Source organism: Ferrigenium sp. UT5 (assembly GCF_045866295.1).
GTDB lineage: Bacteria > Pseudomonadota > Gammaproteobacteria > Burkholderiales > Gallionellaceae > Sideroxyarcus.
On record NZ_BAAFRY010000002.1, the window covers coordinates 1 to 20,610 of the forward strand.

The 20,610-nt window shown below is 59.6% G+C and carries 21 protein-coding genes, 1 other RNA gene and 1 riboswitch; of the genes, 11 read left to right on the forward strand and 11 right to left on the reverse strand.

The features are described 5' to 3' along the window. Positions 1-312: 312 nt before the first annotated feature. The 6 genes from ACKTSJ_RS00820 to ACKTSJ_RS00845 form a co-directional block, all read right to left on the reverse strand. The gene (locus ACKTSJ_RS00820) at positions 313-489 is read right to left on the reverse strand and encodes a hypothetical protein (RefSeq protein ID WP_407896433.1); all 177 of its coding nucleotides are present in this window, start codon (positions 487-489) and stop codon (positions 313-315) included. Between the two features lie 30 nt (positions 490-519). Further along, positions 520-1,359 (reverse strand): REP-associated tyrosine transposase, encoded by an 840-nt coding sequence (locus ACKTSJ_RS00825; protein ID WP_407896435.1) that lies wholly within the window; start codon positions 1,357-1,359, stop codon positions 520-522. Positions 1,360-1,547: 188 nt separating this feature from the next. Continuing rightward, positions 1,548-2,150 carry a peroxiredoxin gene (locus tag ACKTSJ_RS00830; protein WP_407896437.1) on the reverse strand — a complete coding sequence of 201 codons (603 nt, stop codon included), beginning with the start codon at positions 2,148-2,150 and terminating at the stop codon, positions 1,548-1,550. Between the two features lie 93 nt (positions 2,151-2,243). Then, complete coding sequence (msbA, locus tag ACKTSJ_RS00835) at positions 2,244-3,983, reverse strand: lipid A export permease/ATP-binding protein MsbA (RefSeq protein ID WP_407896671.1); 1,740 nt, start codon at positions 3,981-3,983, stop codon at positions 2,244-2,246. Between the two features lie 27 nt (positions 3,984-4,010). Further along, positions 4,011-4,598, reverse strand: a complete 588-nt coding sequence (locus ACKTSJ_RS00840) for a hypothetical protein (RefSeq protein ID WP_407896439.1) — start codon at positions 4,596-4,598, stop codon at positions 4,011-4,013. A gap of 95 nt (positions 4,599-4,693) precedes the next feature. After that, positions 4,694-6,760 (reverse strand): TonB-dependent receptor, encoded by a 2,067-nt coding sequence (locus ACKTSJ_RS00845; protein WP_407896441.1) that lies wholly within the window; start codon positions 6,758-6,760, stop codon positions 4,694-4,696. Positions 6,761-6,879: 119 nt separating this feature from the next. Then, a riboswitch (cobalamin riboswitch) is annotated at positions 6,880-7,085 on the reverse strand. Between the two features lie 113 nt (positions 7,086-7,198). Between ACKTSJ_RS00845 and ACKTSJ_RS00850 the strand changes: the two genes are divergently transcribed. The 5 genes from ACKTSJ_RS00850 to ACKTSJ_RS00870 all read left to right on the forward strand — a co-directional run bounded on the left by ACKTSJ_RS00850 (position 7,199) and on the right by ACKTSJ_RS00870 (position 9,214). Continuing rightward, the gene (locus ACKTSJ_RS00850; protein WP_407896443.1) at positions 7,199-7,399 is read left to right on the forward strand and encodes a hypothetical protein; all 201 of its coding nucleotides are present in this window, start codon (positions 7,199-7,201) and stop codon (positions 7,397-7,399) included. Further along, complete coding sequence (locus ACKTSJ_RS00855) at positions 7,396-7,710, forward strand: cell division protein ZapA (protein WP_407896445.1); 315 nt, start codon at positions 7,396-7,398, stop codon at positions 7,708-7,710. Before ACKTSJ_RS00850 ends, ACKTSJ_RS00855 begins: the two co-directional genes overlap by 4 nt. A gap of 10 nt (positions 7,711-7,720) precedes the next feature. After that, a non-coding RNA gene (gene ssrS, locus ACKTSJ_RS00860) (6S RNA) lies at positions 7,721-7,899 on the forward strand. 53 nt (positions 7,900-7,952) lie between these two features. Then, complete coding sequence (locus tag ACKTSJ_RS00865) at positions 7,953-8,417, forward strand: EVE domain-containing protein (protein ID WP_407896447.1); 465 nt, start codon at positions 7,953-7,955, stop codon at positions 8,415-8,417. After that, complete coding sequence (locus ACKTSJ_RS00870) at positions 8,417-9,214, forward strand: sulfite exporter TauE/SafE family protein (RefSeq protein ID WP_407896449.1); 798 nt, start codon at positions 8,417-8,419, stop codon at positions 9,212-9,214. The genes ACKTSJ_RS00865 and ACKTSJ_RS00870 overlap by 1 nt, the downstream gene beginning before the upstream one ends. On the opposite strand, the gene ACKTSJ_RS00875 is transcribed toward ACKTSJ_RS00870, so the two are convergent. The 5 genes from ACKTSJ_RS00875 to ilvD all read right to left on the reverse strand — a co-directional run bounded on the left by ACKTSJ_RS00875 (position 9,198) and on the right by ilvD (position 14,515). Then, complete coding sequence (locus ACKTSJ_RS00875; RefSeq protein ID WP_407896451.1) at positions 9,198-10,718, reverse strand: alanine/glycine:cation symporter family protein; 1,521 nt, start codon at positions 10,716-10,718, stop codon at positions 9,198-9,200. The two genes, ACKTSJ_RS00870 and ACKTSJ_RS00875, sit on opposite strands and share 17 nt — an antisense overlap. A 140-nt stretch (positions 10,719-10,858) precedes the next feature. After that, positions 10,859-11,176, reverse strand: a complete 318-nt coding sequence (locus tag ACKTSJ_RS00880) for a c-type cytochrome (protein WP_407896453.1) — start codon at positions 11,174-11,176, stop codon at positions 10,859-10,861. A 141-nt stretch (positions 11,177-11,317) separates the two neighbouring features. Further along, positions 11,318-11,911 carry a c-type cytochrome gene (locus ACKTSJ_RS00885; protein ID WP_407896455.1) on the reverse strand — a complete coding sequence of 198 codons (594 nt, stop codon included), beginning with the start codon at positions 11,909-11,911 and terminating at the stop codon, positions 11,318-11,320. 9 nt (positions 11,912-11,920) lie between these two features. Continuing rightward, on the reverse strand, positions 11,921-12,550 hold the full coding sequence (locus tag ACKTSJ_RS00890) for an AAA family ATPase (protein ID WP_407896457.1): 630 nt from the start codon (positions 12,548-12,550) through the stop codon (positions 11,921-11,923). A 114-nt stretch (positions 12,551-12,664) separates the two neighbouring features. Continuing rightward, complete coding sequence (ilvD, locus tag ACKTSJ_RS00895; protein ID WP_407896459.1) at positions 12,665-14,515, reverse strand: dihydroxy-acid dehydratase; 1,851 nt, start codon at positions 14,513-14,515, stop codon at positions 12,665-12,667. Positions 14,516-14,568: 53 nt separating this feature from the next. On the opposite strand from ilvD, the gene lgt reads away from it, so the two are divergent. From lgt to coaE, 6 genes are all read left to right on the forward strand, one after another. Beyond that, entirely contained in the window at positions 14,569-15,357 is a 789-nt protein-coding gene (gene lgt, locus ACKTSJ_RS00900) for a prolipoprotein diacylglyceryl transferase (protein ID WP_407896461.1), read from the forward strand. Next, entirely contained in the window at positions 15,354-16,331 is a 978-nt protein-coding gene (locus ACKTSJ_RS00905; RefSeq protein ID WP_407896463.1) for a phospholipase A, read from the forward strand. The genes lgt and ACKTSJ_RS00905 overlap by 4 nt, the downstream gene beginning before the upstream one ends. Before the next feature lie 63 nt (positions 16,332-16,394). Further along, positions 16,395-17,678, forward strand: a complete 1,284-nt coding sequence (locus tag ACKTSJ_RS00910) for an HlyC/CorC family transporter (RefSeq protein WP_407896465.1) — start codon at positions 16,395-16,397, stop codon at positions 17,676-17,678. Positions 17,679-17,808: 130 nt separating this feature from the next. Next, positions 17,809-19,023 carry a type II secretion system F family protein gene (locus ACKTSJ_RS00915; protein ID WP_407896467.1) on the forward strand — a complete coding sequence of 405 codons (1,215 nt, stop codon included), beginning with the start codon at positions 17,809-17,811 and terminating at the stop codon, positions 19,021-19,023. A gap of 51 nt (positions 19,024-19,074) precedes the next feature. Beyond that, the gene (locus ACKTSJ_RS00920) at positions 19,075-19,938 is read left to right on the forward strand and encodes a prepilin peptidase (protein ID WP_407896469.1); all 864 of its coding nucleotides are present in this window, start codon (positions 19,075-19,077) and stop codon (positions 19,936-19,938) included. A gap of 39 nt (positions 19,939-19,977) precedes the next feature. Continuing rightward, positions 19,978-20,577 carry a dephospho-CoA kinase gene (gene coaE / locus ACKTSJ_RS00925; RefSeq protein WP_407896471.1) on the forward strand — a complete coding sequence of 200 codons (600 nt, stop codon included), beginning with the start codon at positions 19,978-19,980 and terminating at the stop codon, positions 20,575-20,577. Positions 20,578-20,610: the final 33 nt, after the last annotated feature.

A 20,610-nucleotide genomic window follows, 5' to 3' on the forward strand; every position in this document is an offset into this window, starting at 1 on the left:
CTGGCAGAACAGAACGAGGTCTGGCAGGAGCGGAAATACCTGGATATGGATGAATTCAACGAATGGGCAGCAGCCAGAAAAAACCCGCCCGAAGATAGCAAGGTAATTGCGCTCAACGGGTGAGAGAAAGCAGATTTACTGAATCGAATTTACAGCAAATTTTGGACTTGACCGAAAACTCTAAAAAAGAATAAATTCCTAGCAGAGTCATCCCTCCTGATATAAACGCAACAATCAGCACAAACTCCCTCATGCTGCTTTCCTCCACATTTCAACATTCACCGCTGCACTCTTTTGCGCAACGCCACGGGGTCAGGTCTTGCCTTTTGCCCATCTCGATTCCTTTTCCCGCACGCGCCACGGGGTCAGGTCTTGCCTTTTGCCCCTCTCCATTCCTTTTGCCGAACTTGTTTGTTCCAATGCCGTTGCGGGTGTGTGAGGTATGACGATTGTTGTGGCGAGCAGTGAAAGGAATTGCAGCAGTTTCATTTTCAATCCTTTCGCGGGGTTCGTTTTGCGCTAACTTTCTTTGACTTTGCGCTGGTGGGCGATTATTCGGCTTACTCTGGAATAGTGCAATCCGAAGTGGTTGCCGATTTCTTTCATGCTGTATGCGCCGCTGTTGTATGCGTTGGCAATGGCTTCGTCTCGGCTGCTGCCTTTTGCGGCATAGTGTTCCAATGCTTTTGCCATGGCGCGTCTTTGGCTCAGAGGGATTTCGCTCAAGTCTTGTTTCTCTGGTTTTTTGGTTTGCATCTTTTCGACGAAGGCATCGGTGCCGAGGTAGATTTGATTTTTGAGTTGTTCCCAGAGCGCGGGCTGGTTCTTTCCTTCGGCGATGAATGCCTTGTAGCGTTCGATGGCTGCGCTGCGTTTGTCGGAGAAGGCGGAGAGTATCCAGTCGGTTGCCAGCCAAGGCGGTGTAGCTGCCATTGTGGCGGTGGCGCGGTAGCTGCTCCACGGCCAGTCGCGGGCAGCGCGTACCATGCGCGCTCTGACGGGGTTGAGGACGATGTAACGGGCGAGTTCGAGCAGGTAGGTTTGCTTTTGTACGATGATGGCTTTGTAGCGACCTTGAAAGACGTGACCAACGCGTTTGTGTTTGCGGTTGAAGCGCTGGGTGTAAACGCCGTTGAGGTGACGCATGCCCTTGGCGAGGTTGCTGTCGGGGGTTTCCAGCAGCAGGTGGTAGTGGTTGTCCATCAGGCAGTAAGCGTGGAGTGTCCAGTTGAACCGCTCGCCCACTTCTTCGAGCACTTCGAGAAAGAGTTCGCGATCAGCGTCATCCAGAAAAATATCTTCCCGCCCGTCCCCGCGCGAGGTGACATGGTAGAGCGCTCCGGCAAATTCGATTCGCAACGGTCTGGACATGCGCCAACACTAACACAGGGCATTAAACAAGGCAAAAGGCAAGACCTGACCCTATTCTCCGCTCGACCCTATTCTCCGCTCCTTGCCTTTGACGCAGCACATTTTATCGCAATCCCGGCGCACGCCGATCATGAAAAAAGGCTCCCGCAGGAGCCTTTTTTGGACGAACGGACGACTTAAAGTTCAGCCGCGTGTGCAGCCAGGTATTTCGCCACGCCCTCTGTCGATGCGCCCATGCCCGCCTTGCCCTTGCTCCAGCCGGCCGGGCAGACTTCGCCATGCTCTTCGTTGAATTGCAGGGCATCGACCATGCGGATCATTTCGTCGATGTTGCGTCCCAGCGGCAGATCGTTCACCACCTGGTGGCGCACCATGCCGGAACGGTCGATCAGGAACGAGCCGCGGAAAGCCACGCCGCCGTCTGCTTCGACGTCATATGCCTTGCACACTTCGTGCTTGATGTCGGCGACCAGCGGATAGCGCACCTGGCCGATACCGCCATTGTTCACCGGCGTGTTCTTCCAGGCGAGGTGGGTAAAGTGCGAGTCGATGGACACGCCGATCACTTCGACGTTGCGCTTCTTGAATTCGTCCAGGCGGTGATCGAAGGCGATGATTTCGGACGGGCAGACAAAGGTGAAGTCCAGCGGGTAGAAGAACACGACCGCGTACTTGCCGTTGATGTGCTTTTTCAAATTGAAGGATTCGTTGATCTCGTTGTTGCCCATGACGGCGACAGCGTTGATATCGGGTGCTTGCTTGCCTACGAGTACTGCCATGATGACCTCCGTTAAGTGATGATTGTTGAGTGAAATGCTTGGGTATGAAATGTACCAGATGGTTGCGTCCTGTCAACCGGTGGCGGCCAAATTTTACGCGGTACCGCCGCCGAACTGGGTGCGGTGCAACTGCGCGTACACCCCGTCAAACCGCAACAGTTCGGCATGGGTACCGCTTTCGACGATGCTGCCCTTTTGCAGCACCACGATGCGGTCGGCCTTTTCGATGGTGGACAAGCGGTGCGCGATCACCAGGGTGGTGCGGTCGCGCATCAGAATCTCCAGCGCCGCCTGCACATGCCGTTCGGAATCCGAGTCGAGCGCGGAAGTCGCCTCGTCCAGGATCAGGATCGGCGCATCCTTCAGAATCGCGCGGGCGATGGCGATGCGCTGGCGCTGCCCGCCGGAGAGACGCACGCCCTTTTCGCCGACCAGCGTATTCAATCCCTGCGGCATGTCGCTGATGAATTCCATCGCATGCGCCGCGGTCGCCGCCGCGATGATCTCGCTCTCAGGCACTTCGCGCATCTGGCCGTAGGCGATGTTGGCCGCAAGGGTGTCGTTGAACAGCACCACTTCCTGGCTGACCAGGGCGATGTTCGCGCGCAGACTGGCCAGCGTTACCTCGCGCACATCCTGACCGTCGATCAGGATGCGCCCGCTGCTTAACTCGTAGAAGCGCGGCACCAGATTCGCCAGCGTGCTCTTGCCGCTGCCCGAAGCCCCGACCAGTGCCACCACCTGCCCCGCTGGAATCCCAAGATTGATGTCCTGCAACGCCATGCGCCCGTCACGCCCATAAGTGAAACCGACGTGCTCAAGTTGCAAACTGCCGTGCACCCGTCCCAGTTGTTTCTTGCCGCTATCGGTCTCGCTTTCGCTGTCGAGCAGCTCGAATACGCTTTCCGCCGCCGCCAGCCCGCGCTGGATGAATTCGGTGATGCTGGCGATGCGCTTGAGCGGTGCGGTCAGCATCAGCATCGCCGCGACGAAGGACAGAAAGCCGCCCACGGTCGTGGCATCGCTCTTGGCCTGGCCGATGGCGAGATAGATCACAAAGGAGAGTGCAACTGCCGCCACCATCTGCACCAGCGGTACATTCGCCAGCGCCGCCGCCGCCTGTTTCATGATGTAGCGGCGCACCCCGTTGATCTCGCTGTTGAAACGCTGCTGTTCGTAAGCCTGCCCGCCGAACAGCTTGACCACCTTGTGCGCCGTCACGCTTTCCTCGATGACCTGGGTGATGTTGCCCATCGCCTCCTGCGTGTTGCGGCTGGCATTGCGCAAGCGGCGGTTGATGGTCTGAATGATCGCGGCCACGACGGGCGCGATGGTGAGCGAGATCAGGGTCAGCTTCCAGTCCAGATAGAACAGCCAGCCCAACAGGCCGAGGATGATGATGGCGTCGCGGATGACGATGGTGACGACGCTGGTGGCTGCCGCCGTGACGTTGGTCACATCGTAAGTCAGCTTGGAGATGAGCAGCCCGGTGGCGTGGTCGTCATAGTAGCGGGTGGGCAGCGTCATCAGCTTGCCGAACATTTCGGAGCGCAAGTCCATCACCACCCGATTGCCCACCCAGTGGATGGCATAGGACCCGAAGAAGCCGGCCAGCCCGCGCACAAAAAAGATCGCCAGAATGAACACCGGCGCCCAGCGCATCACCCAGTCGTCCTTGTGCACGAAGGTGCCGTCGAGGAAAGGTTTGAGCAGGGCGGGCAACAGCGGCTCGGTCGCCGCCGCCACGATCATGCCCAAAATTGATACGGCAAATGCCCGCCAATGCGGGTGAACGTAACGCAGCAAGCGCAGATAGAGCTGATAACTGGTCATCTGCACAGCAACAGGGCTCACGCCGGATCAGACTACATCAGCTTCGTGCTGCGGCTTGCCGAAGTGGCGCGCCAGCATCTGCGCCGCGAATGCCAGCCCGACATAGAACATCGTCACTGCAACGTAGGGCATGAAGTATTGCGCCACGCTGGTCACATATTGCCACACGCTCATCTGTTCGAAATAGCCCGCCAGCAGATAGAAACTGACATTGGCGATGACGAAGGCCGCACTGCCCGCCGCCGCAGCCGCCAGCATCAGACCGATCGCCCCTTTGCCACTCACCGCGTAATGCGCCGCATACCCGCGCCCGACGAACCACAGCGCGCCATAGGCGAACACCAGGAAGGCATACGCCGAGGTCACGCAATACGCATTGATCTCGCGGAAATTGATCGCGTAGAAATCGACCAGCGCGGCTTCGAACATCAATAATGCCAGCATCGCCAGCGCGCCGCGCATCCGCCCCAGATATAACCCCGCCAGGAAAAACACGGCGTAGGAGGCATCGGGCAAAGCCACCGCCGAACCGAAGTGGTTAAAGCGCGTCGCCGCCATCAGCAGCACCAGCGCCGCGCCAATCCAGAAGGTCTTGTTGTGTAAAATCTTCACCATTTGCTCTCCTTATATTTCGGCCAGTGCCTGTATTCAATGGGTTCACCGGCTGTAACTCTAACAGAAACGGCTGTCGCCTGCCCCGTGCCCCGGCGCTATAACTGATAGCCCAAACCCAGATAAAAGGTGCGGCCCGGCAAAGGATAGGCATTGTACCTGCCCGGAGTGAACTGGCTGCTGACGGCATAGTTGAAATAGTGGCGATCGAACAGATTGTTGATCGCGGCATCAAATTTCAGCGCCCCGACCTGATGCACCAGCTTGAGGTCGGCCAGGGTGTATGACGGTATTTTCACTCCCAGGGTATTGGCTTCGTCGTTATCCATGAATTGCGGACCGACATACCGGGTGCTGGCGTTCAAACGGGTCTGCTCGCCCAGCGACCAGGAGGCCGCCAGGGTGAGTGTGTGCGTGGGGACCAGCGGCACATGCTTGCCGGCAATGTTGACATTCACCTGAGTGAACGGCCCGCCCGGCAACACGCCTTGCAGAAAGCGCGCATGCGTGTACGTGTACGCCGCATTGAGATTCAACCGGGACAGCGCCTGCCACTTGCCATCCAGTTCAACCCCCTGCCGGCGCGATGGCGGGAGATTGGTATTGCCCGCCCCGGTCGTGAAGGCATCCAGGTGAATCTCGTTGTGCACTTCGTTGCGGAATCCGGTCACGCTCCATCGCCCCGATGCGCCCTGCTGCTCCATCCCGATTTCAACGCCGTTCGCGGTCTGCGCCCGCAAAAACTGGAATTGGTTGGCAAAGGACGGGTCTGTCTCGTAGATTTCATCCACATTGGCCAGGCGGAAGCTGCGGCCAAACTTTCCGCGCAGGGTGATCGCCTCATTGATCTGCTGGCGCAAACCCACTTCATATGCGCTCTGGTTATCCGAGAACGCGCCGGCCGGGGCAGCCGTGCCAAAAAATGCACCGGGCGCGCCCGCATCGTAAACATCCCGGCCATTCATGCTGATATGCTCCCGGCGCCAACCGAGCAACAGCCAGGTGTCAGCCATGACGTGCGCGCTGTTTTGCAGATACACCGCCGTATTGTTCTGGTTCATTTTCACCCGATTGATCGGCCGGCCGATGTTGCCCACCGCATTGGACGTGCGCAACACGTAGTCCCAGCGGTGCACATCCGCGCCCAGCACCAAGGTGCTGTCGCCGCCGACGGCATGGGGCAGACGCACGCGCGGCGTAAACGAATCCACGGTCAAATCGCTATCGCGGTAGATCGGAAACCCGCCAAAATCAAAAAACGCCTTCTGGTTCTTGCGGCGATGCGCCACGCCGAGATGCGTGTCCGCACCAGCCAGGCTGTGTTGCCATTCCAGCGCCACCTGATCGCCGTCGCGGCGGGCAAAATCCAGGGGGGTTGACGTGCCGCGCGGATCGGTCGCCACCTGATCGATGCCCAGCGCCGGCTGTACGGCGCGCGCACCCGGCAGACGAACATCCTGCCGGTCCAGCCCCAGCTTGAGCGCCCACTCGCCCGCCTCAGTGAACCAGCGCAGATTGGCCTGGACATTGTTTTGCTCGTTGCGGTTGTTGGCGCGATACCCCTCCGAGGTCAACCCGCTGGCCGTCAGATCAATGCCGGCCACACCCGAAAAATAAGCGCCGCGCGCCTGCAATTCATTTGCATCATAACTGCCGGTGCGCAACTCAAACCCGCCGTGTCCATCCGTTTGTGCGGGAGCACGGGTGATGATATTGATGACGCCTCCGGTCGCGCCATCGCCATACAGAACCGCGCCACTGCCGCGCATGATTTCGATGCGCTGAATCGCTGCAAACGGGATGGCCGCCCACTGGACTCCGGACAAATCCGGATCGGTAATGCGGCGACCGTCGAGCAGGATCAAAGTATTCTGCCCTGCCGCCGCGCCGAACCCGCGCATATCGACCGAGGCGGAAGCCGCGTTGTTGCCGAACAGATCGCGCATCGTGATGCCAGCCTGCGTGGAGAGCAATTCAGGCAAGGTTCGCGCGCTGCTCTGGCGAATGTCTTCGCGGGTGATCACCGTCATGTTGACGGGTTGGTTGGTCGATTTTTCCTCGAAACGCGAGGCGGTGACGACCACCTCCTCCAGGCTGTCATCGGCCGCGAAAGCCAAAGAAGACACCACACACAGCAGTGCGGCAAAAAGTTTTTTCTGTTTCATTTGGATTTTTCCCGAATACGTTCCAAGCGTCCCCGTTGGAACAGTGAACAAAATCAGGAATGCGGCGGGAAATGAGGAATGAACCTGAACTGATTTTCATCCATGCGCCCCACGCGCACTTCCTGAACCTGCTTCTGGGCCGGTATCCGGGCTCGCCAGTCTTGATGTGTCGCCTTCCCATGCTTGCGCACAGTGGCCTTTTGACAGATCCACACTGACTTACCGTTGCGGGGGCAGCACAGGCATTGGAGTTAACACCTCCTCACCTGTTTCCCGTTTAACGGCGAGATTTTCAGCTCGCCGCACCTTGAAGCGGCGCGAATTGTAGCAAACATTCGGCAGACACCCCGGACGAAACCGCGCCAACAATTCCAAAACACTTGTAAAACATCCCGTTACCGATTGACTTGAATGGGTTTTCAAAACTATAGTTCGCCCATGCAAAGCGAACTTGACAGCCTCGAACAGAAGTTGAACCAGTTGGTGCAACTGACGCAACACCTGCGCACGGAGAACCTGCAATTGCGCCAGCACGTTGCCGCCGCGCTGAACGAGCAGCGAAGATCCCAGGACAAAATGTCCCAAGCCGCCCAGCGGATCGAGAAAATCCTCGGCCAACTTCCCGCAGAATCGGCATGAATCAGGCCAACACCCGTTTTATCGACGTCAGCATCCTCGATCGCGAGTTCCGCGTTGCCTGCCCGCCGGACGAACGCGCCGAATTGCTCGACGCGGTCGCCTATCTGGACCAGAAAATGCGCGAGATCCGCGATGCCGGAAAGATCGCCTCGGTCGAGCGCATTGCCATCATGGCGGCACTCAACATCGCGCATGACCTGCTCACCACGCGGGTCGGCGGCGGCTTCGACCTCGCCACCTTCAAACACCGGACGCAGGCCATGCAGAAAATCATCGACGCGACGCTGGCAGAGCAGGATGAGTTGTTCTAGAATCGGACCGTGTCCCCTGCAGTGTTCGTCAGATTCATCATTCTTTGAACCAATGAGCTATTGCTTAGGTTGCGCCCCACTTGAACCACTGTTGCGAGTATCCCTTGCGGATGCACCTGATGTGGCCGGGAACCGACCCTCTTGAACCCAGGTTCAAGAAATTGAGTCAACGGCACAGGCGGGGGACTTGAATTTCCAGTGCGATCCTTGGCGGTCGCACTTTTCATTTAAGGACCTTTCCCATGCGTTACTGGCTGATGAAATCCGAGCCTTCCGATTGCAGCATCGACGATCTCGCTTCCTTGCCTGACCAGACTGTCGCCTGGTATGGCGTGCGCAACTACCAGGCGCGCAATTTCATGCGCGACCAGATGCGCATCGGCGACGGCGTGCTGTTCTATCACTCCAACTGCAAGGAACCCGGCATCGCGGGCATCGCCCAAGTCAGCAGCACCGCCTATCCCGATGCCACCCAGTTCGACCCAAAGAGCAAATATTTCGACGGGAAGGCGACGCCGGAAACGCCGCGCTGGTTCAACGTGGACGTCAAACTGGTCAGAAAAATTGCGCTCATCTCCATCGAAGAACTGAAGCGCCACACCGAGCTGAAAAACATGCGCACCTTGCAGCGCGGCAATCGCCTGTCCATCACGCCGCTCGATCCGGCGGAATGGAAGTTCATCACGGCCCGGTTGGCACACACCTGATGGAGTGGGCTCTCGCCTATCTGCTGTTGGGCGCAATCGCGGGATTCCTGGGCGGCCTGTTCGGTATCGGCGGCGGGACGATCCTCGTACCCGTCTTCCTGTGGCTGTTCGAAGCGCAACATTTGCCGCCCGATCACACCATGCACCTCGCACTGGGGACGAGCATGGCAGTCATCCTGTTCACTTCGCTGGCGAGCCTGCGCAAGCATCACCAGCACGGCGCGGTCGATTGGCGGGTGTTGCGCCATATCACCCCCGGAATATTGTCGGGCACGGCACTCGGCGCCACCTCCGCGGCGCTGGTGTCGCCGCATTTCCTGATGGTGTTCTTTGCGCTGTTCGTTTATTTCGCAGCGACCCAGATATTGCTGGATTTCAAACCGCACGCCGGGCGAGAATTGCCAGGCATCGCGGGAATGAGCCTGTTCGGCACGTTCACCGGATGGCTCAGCAGTCTGGTCTCCATCGGTGGCGGCACGGTGGTCATCCCCTTCCTGATCTGGTGCAACGTACCCCTGCGGCGCGCCATCGGCACCGCTTCCGCCATCGGGTTTCCCATTGCCGTCGGCGGCACCTTCGGCTACATCCTGATTGGGTCGCACCTCCCGGCATTGCCGGAAATGCATCTCGGCTTCGTTTATTTGCCCGCCCTGTTTTGGGCGGCCAGCGCCAGCGTCTTGACGGCCCCGCTAGGCGCCCAAACGGCCCACCGCATTCAAGTGCCCTTGCTGCGCAAGGGATTCGCGCTATTGCTGCTCGGCCTGGCGACCAAGCTCCTGCTCAAAGCGATCGTTTGACGGTCACTTCCCGGTCCAGCTCGCCGCTGGCAAGTTTCGCCTCGTATTCGTTCAGCGCAAGTTTCACTTTGCCGCTCAACACATAAAGACCGAACAGGTTGGGGAAGGCCATGGACAACACCAGCAGGTCGGTGAAATCCACCAGATTGGCTGCGCTCACCACCGATGCGATCACGACGAAGCCGATAAAGAGGGTCTTGTACAGCAGCGAATATCGCTCGCCGAAGACATACACCCAGCACCGCTCGCCGTAATATGACCATGAAATGGCCGTGCTGTATGCAAACAATACAACGGCCAGCGCGAGGATCGCAGGGAACGAATCCGAGACGGTGGCGAACGCCATCGAAGTAAGCGTGGCCCCTTGGCTCGCCGCACGAATCACTTCATATTCCGGCGCGTTGTACACCCCCGTGATGATGATCACCAATGCGGTCATCGTGCAGATCACCACGGTATCGATGAAGGGTTCGTACAAAGCCACCAAGCCTTGCCGAACGGGATACTTTACCGATGCAGTCGAGTGCGCGATTGCCGCCGACCCCAAACCCGCTTCCGAGGAAAACACGGCGCGCTTGAACCCCTGCACGACCACGCCGACCATCCCTCCTGCGACGGCAATGGGAGAAAAAGCTTCCGTCACGATCTTCACCAACGCATCCGGAATAAGTGGCGCATTGCTGCCGATGATCCAGATACACGCTCCGACATAGAGGATGACCATGGTCGGCACCACGGCTTCCGCCACGTGCGCAATGCGGCGCAAACCACCGATGATGACCAGCCCTACGGCCACGGCCATGAGCAAGCCGTAGGCAATCGGGAATTCCTTGAAGAATGGGATCTGCGCCTGGACCGCCCCCATCGACTGGCTGACCTGGAACGCACTCCCCGCACCGAACGAGCCGAAGATGGTGAAGAGGGCGAACAGGATCGCCAGCGTCTTGCCCAACCCCGGGACCCCTTTCTCGGCAAGGCCGATCGACAGATATTCCATCGCGCCGCCCATGAGGCGACCATCCGGGCGAACGCGCCGGTACATCTGCGCCAGGCTGGCCTCGGTGAACTTGGTGCTCATGCCGAGGAAACCCGCCACGATCATCCAGAACGTCGCGCCCGGCCCACCAATGGAAATGGCGATGGCGACACCGGCGATATTGCCCAAGCCCACCGTGGCGGACAACGCGGTGGACAAGGCCTGAAACGACGTCACCTCTCCCCGGTCGTCCACGGTGCGGTATTTGCCGCGGATCACGCGAAAAGCGTGGCGCATCATGCGCAGGTTGACGAAACCGAAACGCACGGTCAGGAACACCGCCGCCACGATCAACCAGGCGACGATCAGCGGCATCGACGGCTCACCCGGGAAGATATCGAAAAAGATGACCTGCGCCAGCACGCCGTTGACCAAGGCAAAGGCGGCATCCATTTCGCTTACGCCGGCCCAGGCCAGTTGCGGCACGGCACACGCCATCAGGCCCAGAAACCCCTGCTGCACTTTCATTTTCGCCCCCTGTCATCTGTCGTTTGCCCGATTAAACCCTGAACACGCAGCGGACTCAAGCACGGTAAATGCGGCCCGGCAAAATTCGGGGCGACAAAAAAGCCGGCTCGCGCCGGCTTCTTCGTTTGACACTGACTAAATCACAGGCCTTTGATGAAAGCCATGATCTCTGCCATGTCGGCATCGCTGACCTTGGGATTAGCCGGCATCGGCATCTTGCCCCAGGAACCGCTGCCACCCTTCTTCACTTTATTGGGCAACGTAGTGGAGAAAGCGGCTGCATCCCCCTTGTATTTGGCAGAGACATCCTTCCAGGCCGGACCCACCACCTTCTTGTCCACGGAGTGGCAAGCGGTACAGTTGTTCTTCTTGGCGACGGCCGGCATATCGGTAGCCATTGCGGAACCGGCAACCATCAGACCTGCTGCGACTGCCATGCTGATAACGATAGATTTCATGTTTTCTCCATTATTCAAGTTGTACATCACGAAAAAACGAGCGGAGCGCTTACCCCGACCGCATTCTAAACAACCCCGCGCAAATTGCAAACATACCGGCGGTAGGCAGTTAACGCGGCGCCCCACCCTCGGGTTGACGCGCTATTGCAAATTCAGGATGAACCTCGCCAATTGCGCGCGTTGTTCCGGGTCCAATTTGGGTTGGGCCGGCATGGGCGTTCCGCCCCAGACCCCGCCGCCCCCTTTGGCGATCTTGTTTTCCAGATACCGCTGGGCATTGGCGTCGCCCCGGTATTTTGCCGCCACCGCCTTCCAGGCCGGCCCGACCACTTTCTTGTCCAGCGCGTGGCAGGCAAAACAGTTGCTTTTGCGCGCCAATTCCAGGACTGCCGCCTCCATCACGGCAGGTCCCGGCGCGGTATCCAACTGGGCGGGCGCTGGAGCAACGGTCGGCGGCGGCAATGGATCGGACGCAGGCGGCACTGCAACCGGCGCAGCCATCTGGGGTGCTTGCCTCGCGCTGGCCTGCTCCGCCGGAGCCGCCTTCACCACCGGTGCAGCTTTGGCGACCGGTTTTGCCGGGGCAGTTTCTGCCTTGCTCACTTCCTGCGCCACGGAGGGGGGTGCGACTGGCGCAACCACCGCCCCGGCCGCTTGCGTCGCCGCAGGCGGCGTGTCTTCCTTCTGGCATCCCAGCAGCACCAGCACACCGCACATCATCCAAAATTTGTTCATGTCGCCTCCCTAATCATGATTTTCGTCACCACTTTGCAGCCATCCCAGCAAATAAGTCCACTGTTCCAGTTCACGCTGCGCCTGGGAAGGAGGCAAGTCAAACAGCGTCTTGCCCTCGAATCCCGCCGTCACATAGGCCTGAGTCTCGCGCAGATAAGCGAGCACCGGCAAATCCAGCCCCTGCAAAAATTGCTCCAGCGTCAGCGCGGCGCGCGTGCGCGGATCCATGCGCATCCCGACCACGCCGACGAATATCTTTCCCTTGCGCACCATTTTCTCGTGGTGCAGCAGGTGCAAAAAATCGCGGCTGGCCTGAATGTCGAAAGCCGACGGCGCGATCGGCACGATCACCCGGTGCACCAGCTTCAACGCATGTTCCAGATTCTTGCCATGCAACCCCGCCGGAGAATCGATCACCAGGGTGTCGAGCGGCGCATTGCGCTCGCCGTCCGATTGCATCAACTCGATGCCTGGCAGCTCGGGCGGGCGTGTCGCCAGCCATTGCGTGGCGGACTTCTGCCGGTCCAGATCGAGAATTGCCACCCGCTGCCCCTGCGCCGCCAGATAGCCCGCGATGTTGGTGGACAGCGTGGTCTTGCCGCTGCCGCCTTTCGGATTTGCAACCAGTATGGCTTTCATGACACCCCCGAAAATCCTTCAGCCACAGATTTTCACGGATGAAACACGGATGAAATCGGCCTGATTCTTATCCGTGTTTCATCTGTGTTCATCCGTGGCTAGTTCGCTTTTTGATCACTTTTCCACCTGCGTCACATCGCGCACTGCGCCCTTGTCGGCGGATGTCACCATGGCCGCGTAGGCGCGCAATGCGACAGATACTTTGCGCGGACGCTCGGCGGCAGGCTTCCAACCTTGCTTGCCCTGCGCCTCCATCACCGCACGGCGTTTGGCCAGTTCGGCATCGGAGATCGCCAGGTTGATGGTGCGGTTGGGAATATCGATCGCGATGGTGTCGCCTTCCTGCACCAGCCCGATCGCGCCGCCACTCGCCGCTTCCGGCGAGACATGGCCGATGGAAAGACCCGAAGTGCCGCCGGAGAAGCGCCCGTCGGTCAGCAGGGCGCAGGCTTTGCCCAGCCCTTTGGATTTGAGGTACGAGGTCGGATACAGCATCTCCTGCATCCCCGGCCCACCCTTCGGGCCTTCATAGCGGATCACCACCACATCGCCCGCTACGATCTGATCGCCCAGAATGGCTGCAACCGAGGCATCCTGACTTTCGAACACGCGCGCGCGGCCGCTGAACTTCAAAATACTGTCATCCACGCCGGCTGTCTTCACGATGCAGCCATCGAGCGCGATGTTGCCGTACAGCACCGCCAACCCGCCATCTTTGGAATAGGCGTGCGCCGCATCGCGGATGCAGCCTGTGGCGCGGTCCGTATCCAGTTCCGGATACAGCATGGATTGCGAGAAGGCAATCGTGGTGACGATGCCGCCGGGTGCGGCGCGGAAGAATTTCTTCGCTTCCTCATTTTTCGTTTGCGCGATGTCCCACTGCTGCAACCCTTCGCGCATTGTCCGGCTGTGCACCGTGCCGACTTCGCCATGCAGCAAGCCCGCACGATCCAGTTCGCCCAGGATGGCGGCGATGCCGCCCGCGCGGTGCACGTCTTCCAGGTGGTATTCCGACGACGGCGCGACCTTGCACAGGGTCGGCACCCGGCGCGACAAACGATCCATGTCGCGCATGGTGAAATCCACCCCGGCCTCGCGCGCGATGGCCAGCAGGTGCAACACGGTGTTGGTCGAGCCGCCCATGGCGATGTCCAGCGTCATCGCGTTCTCGAACGCTTCAAAGGTGGCGATACTGCGCGGCAATACAGAAGCGTCGTCCTGCTCGTAATAGCGCTTGCACAACTCGACGACGGTGCGCCCCGCGCGCAAGAAAAGTTGCTTACGTTCGGCATGAGTTGCCACCAGCGAACCGTTGCCGGGCAGTGACAAACCCAGCGCTTCGGTCAGACAGTTCATCGAATTGGCGGTGAACATGCCGGAACAGGAACCGCAGGTCGGACACGCAGAACGCTCGATCACATTTACATCCTCGTCGCTCACGCGACCATCCGCCGCCGCCACCATTGCATCCACCAGATCCAGACCGACGACTTTGCCTTGCAAGGTCGCCTTGCCCGCTTCCATCGGCCCGCCGGAAACGAACACCACCGGGATGTTCAGGCGCATCGCCGCCATCAACATGCCCGGTGTGATCTTGTCGCAGTTGGAGATGCACACCAGCGCATCGGCACAGTGCGCGTTGCACATGTATTCCACGGAATCGGCGATGAGGTCGCGCGAAGGCAGGGAATACAACATGCCGTCGTGCCCCATCGCGATGCCGTCATCCACCGCGATGGTGTCGAATTCCTTGGCGATGCCGCCCGCCTTCTCGATCTCGCGCGCCACCAGTTGCCCAAGGTCTTTCAGGTGCACATGACCCGGCACGAACTGGGTGAAGGAGTTGGCAACGGCGATGATGGGCTTGCCGAAGTCGCCGTCTTTCATGCCCGTCGCGCGCCACAAGGAGCGAGCGCCAGCCATGTTGCGACCGTGGGTGGAAGTGCGTGAACGGTATTGGGCCATGATGTCTTTCTAAGCAACGTATAATCCGGGCATCAATTCTAACCCATCGCCCCATGCTCGTTCACCCGCAATTCGACCCCGTCGCCCTGCATCTCGGCCCCTTCGCCATCCACTGGTACGGGCTGATGTACCTGCTGGGATTCATCGTGTTCATCTGGCTGGGGCGCATGCGCCTGGGAGCCTTGAAACAGCCCGACCGGGACAATAAATTCCTCGACGATCTGCTGTTTTATGGAGTGCTCGGCGTGATCCTCGGTGGCCGCCTGGGCGAAGTGTTGTTTTACAACCCGGGCTATTACTTTTCTCATCCCTTCAAAATCCTCGCGGTATGGGAAGGCGGCATGTCGTTCCACGGCGGCTTCCTCGGCGTGCTGGTGGCGATGGCGCTGTTTGCCCGCAGTCGCAATATCCAATGGTTGTCTCTGATGGATTTCATCGCTCCACTCGTGCCTCCCGGATTGGCGTTCGGGCGGCTCGGCAATTTCATCAACGGCGAGTTGTGGGGGCGCCCGACCGATGGACCGTGGGGCATGATCTTCCCCCGGGTGGACACGCTACCGCGCCATCCTTCGCAGTTGTACGAGTTCGCGCTGGAGGGCGTCGCGCTGTTCGCACTGCTCTGGCTGTATTCCGGAAAGCCGCGCCCCGTCGGCGCCGTATCCGGCCTGTTCCTCATCGGCTATGGCAGCTTCCGTTTCATCGGCGAATTCGCGCGCAATCCCGACGATGGGATTTTTGGCCTGATGACGTTCGGGGTCAGCATGGGACAGTGGTTGAGTCTGCCGATGGTGTTGGCCGGCGCCTGGCTGCTATACCGTGCCCGCAAAATGGGGCCGGCATGAAACGGAGAATGCTGTTGCTGTGGCTCACCTGTGCCGCGTGTTCGGCCCAGGCCGCCAAACCCGATTGGAAATCCTGTGCCGAAAAGCCGAACGATACCGAGCGGCTCGCCTGCTACGACACACTCACCGGCCAGCACTACGCCGACCGTTCGGCCCTGACCCGCGCCTGGGACCTCGATGGGCGCGGCAACCCCGACCGGGACGGCATCCGTCGTCTCGAGCCGTATCGCGCCAACCGCCTGATGCTGCACCATACTTCGCGCATCAACACGCAGCCGGCCTCGCCCACCCCGGGACATAGCGCCGCCACGCCCTACGCTTACGGCCCCAACGAATTAAAATTTCAGTTCAGCGCCAAATCGGAAATCGGCAATTTCCGCGAGATCAACGCCTTGGGTTTCACGGATTTTCGGCTCTGGGCCGGCTTTACCCAACAGTCCTACTGGCAGATGTTCAATAGCGCAAACTCTTCTGCTTTTCGCGAAACCAATTATGAGCCGGAATTGATCGGCACCTTCGGCACCGGTCGCGCGCGCGGATGGAAACTCATCAATCTGGGACTGGTGCACCAATCCAATGGCCGCAGCCTCCCCCTCTCGCGCAGCTGGAACCGCGTCTATCTGCAAAGCGGCTGGGAGTGGAGCCACTCATACTTGCTGGCGCGGGGCTGGTGGCGCATCCCCGAAGCGACCGCCAGCGACGACAATCCGGATATTCAAAAATTCCTGGGGCGGGCGGAACTGGAAGCGCACTGGGCCCCCGATACCGACGACGAAGTAACACTGCTCGTTCGCAGCAATCTATCCACGGCCCGACTGCGCGGCTTCGCCCAACTGGACTGGTCAACCCCGGTGCACCTCCTGCACCTGGCACGCCTGAGTCTGCAACTCACCAGCGGATACGGCAACAGCCTGGTGGACTATAACCACAAACAAACCACCTTCGGGTTCGGCCTGACCTTCAAGGATTGGTGAAGTTGACACTGCCGGACGCACTCCCCGATACTCCCCGCCTCTTCCCCCTTTGGGACTTATGCTTTGGATGACATTTCCCTGACTACGCTGTTCGGCATCCTGATCGTCCTGCTGATTTGCAGCGCCTTCTTCTCCGGCTCGGAAACCAGCATGATGGCGCTCAATCGCGCCCGCCTGAACAGCCTAGTGCGCAAAGGCAACCGCAGCGCGCGGCTGACGGCCAGCCTGCTGGGTAAGGTGGACAAGCTGCTGGGTTCGATCCTGCTTGGCAATACCTTGCTCAACGTCGCGGCTGCGGCCGTGACCAATATCATCATCCTGCGCCTGTTCGGCCAGGATGACCTGGCCATCCTGTTCGGCACGCTGGCACTGACTTTTGCACTGGTGGTGTTCAGCGAAATCATGCCCAAGATCATTGCAGCCAGCTTCCCGGAACGGGTCGCCCTGCCCGCCAGCTATGTGTTGACGCCGCTGATTACCCTGTTTCATCCGATCGTTTCGGTGGCGACCGCCCTGGTCAAAGGACTGCTGTGGATCGTCCGCATCCACATCCAGACCGACCAAAGCAAGCAGAAAATGACCCTGGAGGAACTGCGCGGCCTGGTGCTGGATGCCGAACATTTCCTGCCGCGCAAACACCAGAAGATGCTGCTCAACCTGGTCGATCTGGAACGCATCACCGTCAACGATGTGATGATTCCGCGCCTCCAGATCGAGTCGCTGGATATCGACACGCCGCCCGCCGAATTGCGCCAGCAACTCATCACCTGCCATCACACGCTGCTGCCCGTATATGCCGCGACGCAGGACAACATCATCGGCATTCTGCACATCAAACGTGTGTTACCCCTGTTGCATGAAGAAACGATGGATACCGCGCAATTGCGCGAAGTGCTGAACGATCCATATTTCATCCCTTCCGATACGCCGCTCCTCAAGCAACTGCAGCAATTTCAGGAACGCCGGACGCGGCTGGGGCTGGTGGTGGACGAATACGGCGAGCTGCTGGGCATGGTCACGCTGGAAAACATCCTGGAAGAGATTGTCGGCGAGTTCACCACGCAATCCCCCGCCCACAGCGGCAAATATCTGCGCCAGGACGACGGCAGCTATCTGCTCGAGGGCGGCAGCAGTTTGCGCGAACTCAACCGCAAACTGGGACTCCACCTGCCGCTGGGAGAAGCCAAGACCCTCAACGGACTGATCCTCGAACACCTGCAGGACATCCCGGAAGCAGGCACCAGCGTGAAGATCGGCGATTACCCGATCGAGATCATCCAGACCCAGGACCACGCGGTTAAAGTGGCGCGCATCTTCAGCATCCGGAAACCCGCACACGATCACTGAGTCGCACGGCTTTACAAAGAAAACGATGCCATGCATCATGCGCTAGGGCTTTACAATGGTCGCTGTAAAAAATCGCACGCATTGAACGGTGGCGACTGCACGTGTGCAGATTTTGAGTCGGGGGAACACGATGGCTAGAGAGAAAAATATCAAGGTCAAGGAAATCCTCTACACCTGGGAAGGCAAGGACAAAACCGGCAAGGTTGTGAAAGGCGAGATGCGCGCGCCCGGCGAGGCCAGCGTCTCGGCCCATCTTCGCCGCCAGGGCATCAACGTCAGCAAGGTCAAGAAAAGCTCAGCCGGCTCCGGCAAGGTCAGTGATAAAGATATCGCGCTGTTCACCCGACAACTCGCCACCATGCTGAAATCGGGCGTCCCCTTGTTGCAGGCTTTCGATATCGTGGGCAAGGGACACGACAACCCGGCAGTGGCCCGGCTGTTGATGGACATCAAGCTTGATGTGGAAACCGGCAACAGCCTGGAGCAGGCATTTCGCAAATTCCCGTTGTATTTCGACGACCTGTATTGCAATCTGATTGGCGCGGGTGAGGCCGCCGGTATTCTCGACAGCCTGCTCGACCGTCTGGCCTCCTACAAGGAAAAAATCCAGGCCATCAAGAGCAAAATCAAGTCCGCCCTGTTCTATCCGATCTCCATCATCGTGGTGGCGTTCGTCATCACTGCCATCATCATGATTTTCGTGATCCCGGCGTTCAAGGAACTGTTCAGCAGCTTCGGCGCCGACCTGCCCGCACCCACCCTGGTGGTGATGGCGATCTCCGATTTCTTCGTCGCGTGGTGGTGGGCGATCTTCGCGATTATCGGCGGCACCATTTACGGCTTCTTCTACGCCTGGAAACGGAACAAGAAGATGCAGCGCGTCATGGATCAGCTGATGCTCAAAATCCCGGTATTCGGCCCCCTGGTGCGCAAGGCCACCATCGCGCGCTGGACGCGGACGCTGTCCACCATGTTTGCCGCGGGCGTGCCGCTGATCGAGGCGTTTGATTCGGTCGCCGGCGCCGCCGGGAATGCGGTGTATGCGGACGCAACGAAGCAGATTCAGCGCGATGTCGCCGCCGGCAACAGCCTGAACGCCGCCATGATCAGCACCAACGTCTTCCCGGGCATGGTGCTGCAGATGGTCGCCATTGGCGAAGAATCCGGCTCCATCGACAGCATGCTGTCCAAGGTGGCCGACTTTTACGAGGCCGAGGTGGATGACGCCGTGGAAGCCCTCTCCAGCCTGATGGAACCGGTCATCATGGTGGTGCTCGGCACACTCATTGGCGGCATGGTGATCGCCATGTATCTGCCCATCTTCAAGATGGGACAGGTGGTTTAACTCCCCCAACCGGGCGCGGCAGGTTGCCGCGCCCTTTTCACGTCCGATTCGATGCTTACACTGTTACAGGATTCCCCGGTCTTTTTCACCACGCTCTGCGGCATTCTCGGTCTGCTGGTCGGCAGCTTCCTGAATGTCGTCATCTATCGCCTGCCCAGGATGATGGAGCGTGAGTGGCAGGCCCAATGCGCAGAACTGAACGGCAAACCGGTTGCCGGCCATGCCCCCTTCAATCTGCTCGTGCCACGTTCTGCCTGTCCGCACTGCAATCACGCCATCAGCGCGCTGGAGAACATCCCCCTCTTGAGCTATCTGTTTCTGCGCGGACGCTGCGCCGGGTGCGGCGCGCCCATTTCGCCGCGCTATCCCGTGGTCGAGGCGGTCAGCGGCATCTTGAGCGCCCTGACGGCCTGGCATTTCGGCTTCGGCCTTGCCGGCATCGCCGCCCTGTTCCTGGTCTGGGCCTTGATCGCCCTGACCGTTATCGACTTCGACACGCAATTGCTGCCGGACAGCATCACCCTGCCCCTGCTCTGGCTCGGCCTGCTGCTTAATCTCAACAGCGCGTTTGCTTCATTGAGCGATGCAGTCATCGGCGCGGTTGCCGGTTATCTCGTGCTGTGGAGCGTGTACTGGCTGTTCAAGCTGGTCACCGGCAAGGAAGGCATGGGCTACGGCGATTTCAAACTGCTCGCCGCCCTCGGCGCCTGGCTGGGCTGGAGCCTGTTGCCGCTGGTGATTCTGCTGTCTTCGCTGGTCGGCGCCATGGTCGGCATCGCGCTCATCGTGCTGGCCAAAAGAGGGCGCAACATCCCGATCCCCTTTGGCCCGTATCTCGCCGGTGGCGGCTTGATCGCGCTGTTCTGGGGGCAGGCACTCACCCAGTCTTACCTGCAACTCCTCGCCGCGCCCTAGCAGGCGCGAGGGCAACTGGAAAAAAATAAAAGGCACAACATGGAGCATCGTTATTACGGACTGACCGGCGGCATCGGCAGCGGCAAGACCACGGTGGCCGACTGGCTGGGCGAGCTGGGCGCGCGGATTATCGATACCGATGAAATCTCGCGGCAACTGACCGGCCGCAAGGGTCAGGCCATGCACGATATCCGCGAAATTTTCGGTGCCAACTACCTCGACCCGGAGGGCGCACTGGATCGGGACCGGATGCGGCAACTGGTTTTTTCCGACCCCGGCGCAAAAATGCGGCTGCAGAACATTCTGCACCCGATGATTCTGGCCGAAGCAAAAACACAGGCGCTGATGCCAACGACTGCACCCTACACCATGGTCGTTGTGCCCTTGCTGTTCGAAAGCATGCGCTACCGCGACTGGCTGCAGCGCATCGTCGTCGTCGATTGCACCGAAGAGGACCAAGTGCGCCGCACGATGTCGCGCAGCGGTATGGACGAAGCCGCGGTGCGCAGCATCATGGGGCAACAGATCGAGCGCGGCATGCGCCTGCGCCTGGCGGATGAAATCATCCATAACGATGGCGATCTCGCCGCCCTGAAGGCGCAAGTGGTTCAATTGCACCAGCGCCTGCTGGCTTTGTGAAAGGCGATTGACGATGATCGGCACTGCCTATAT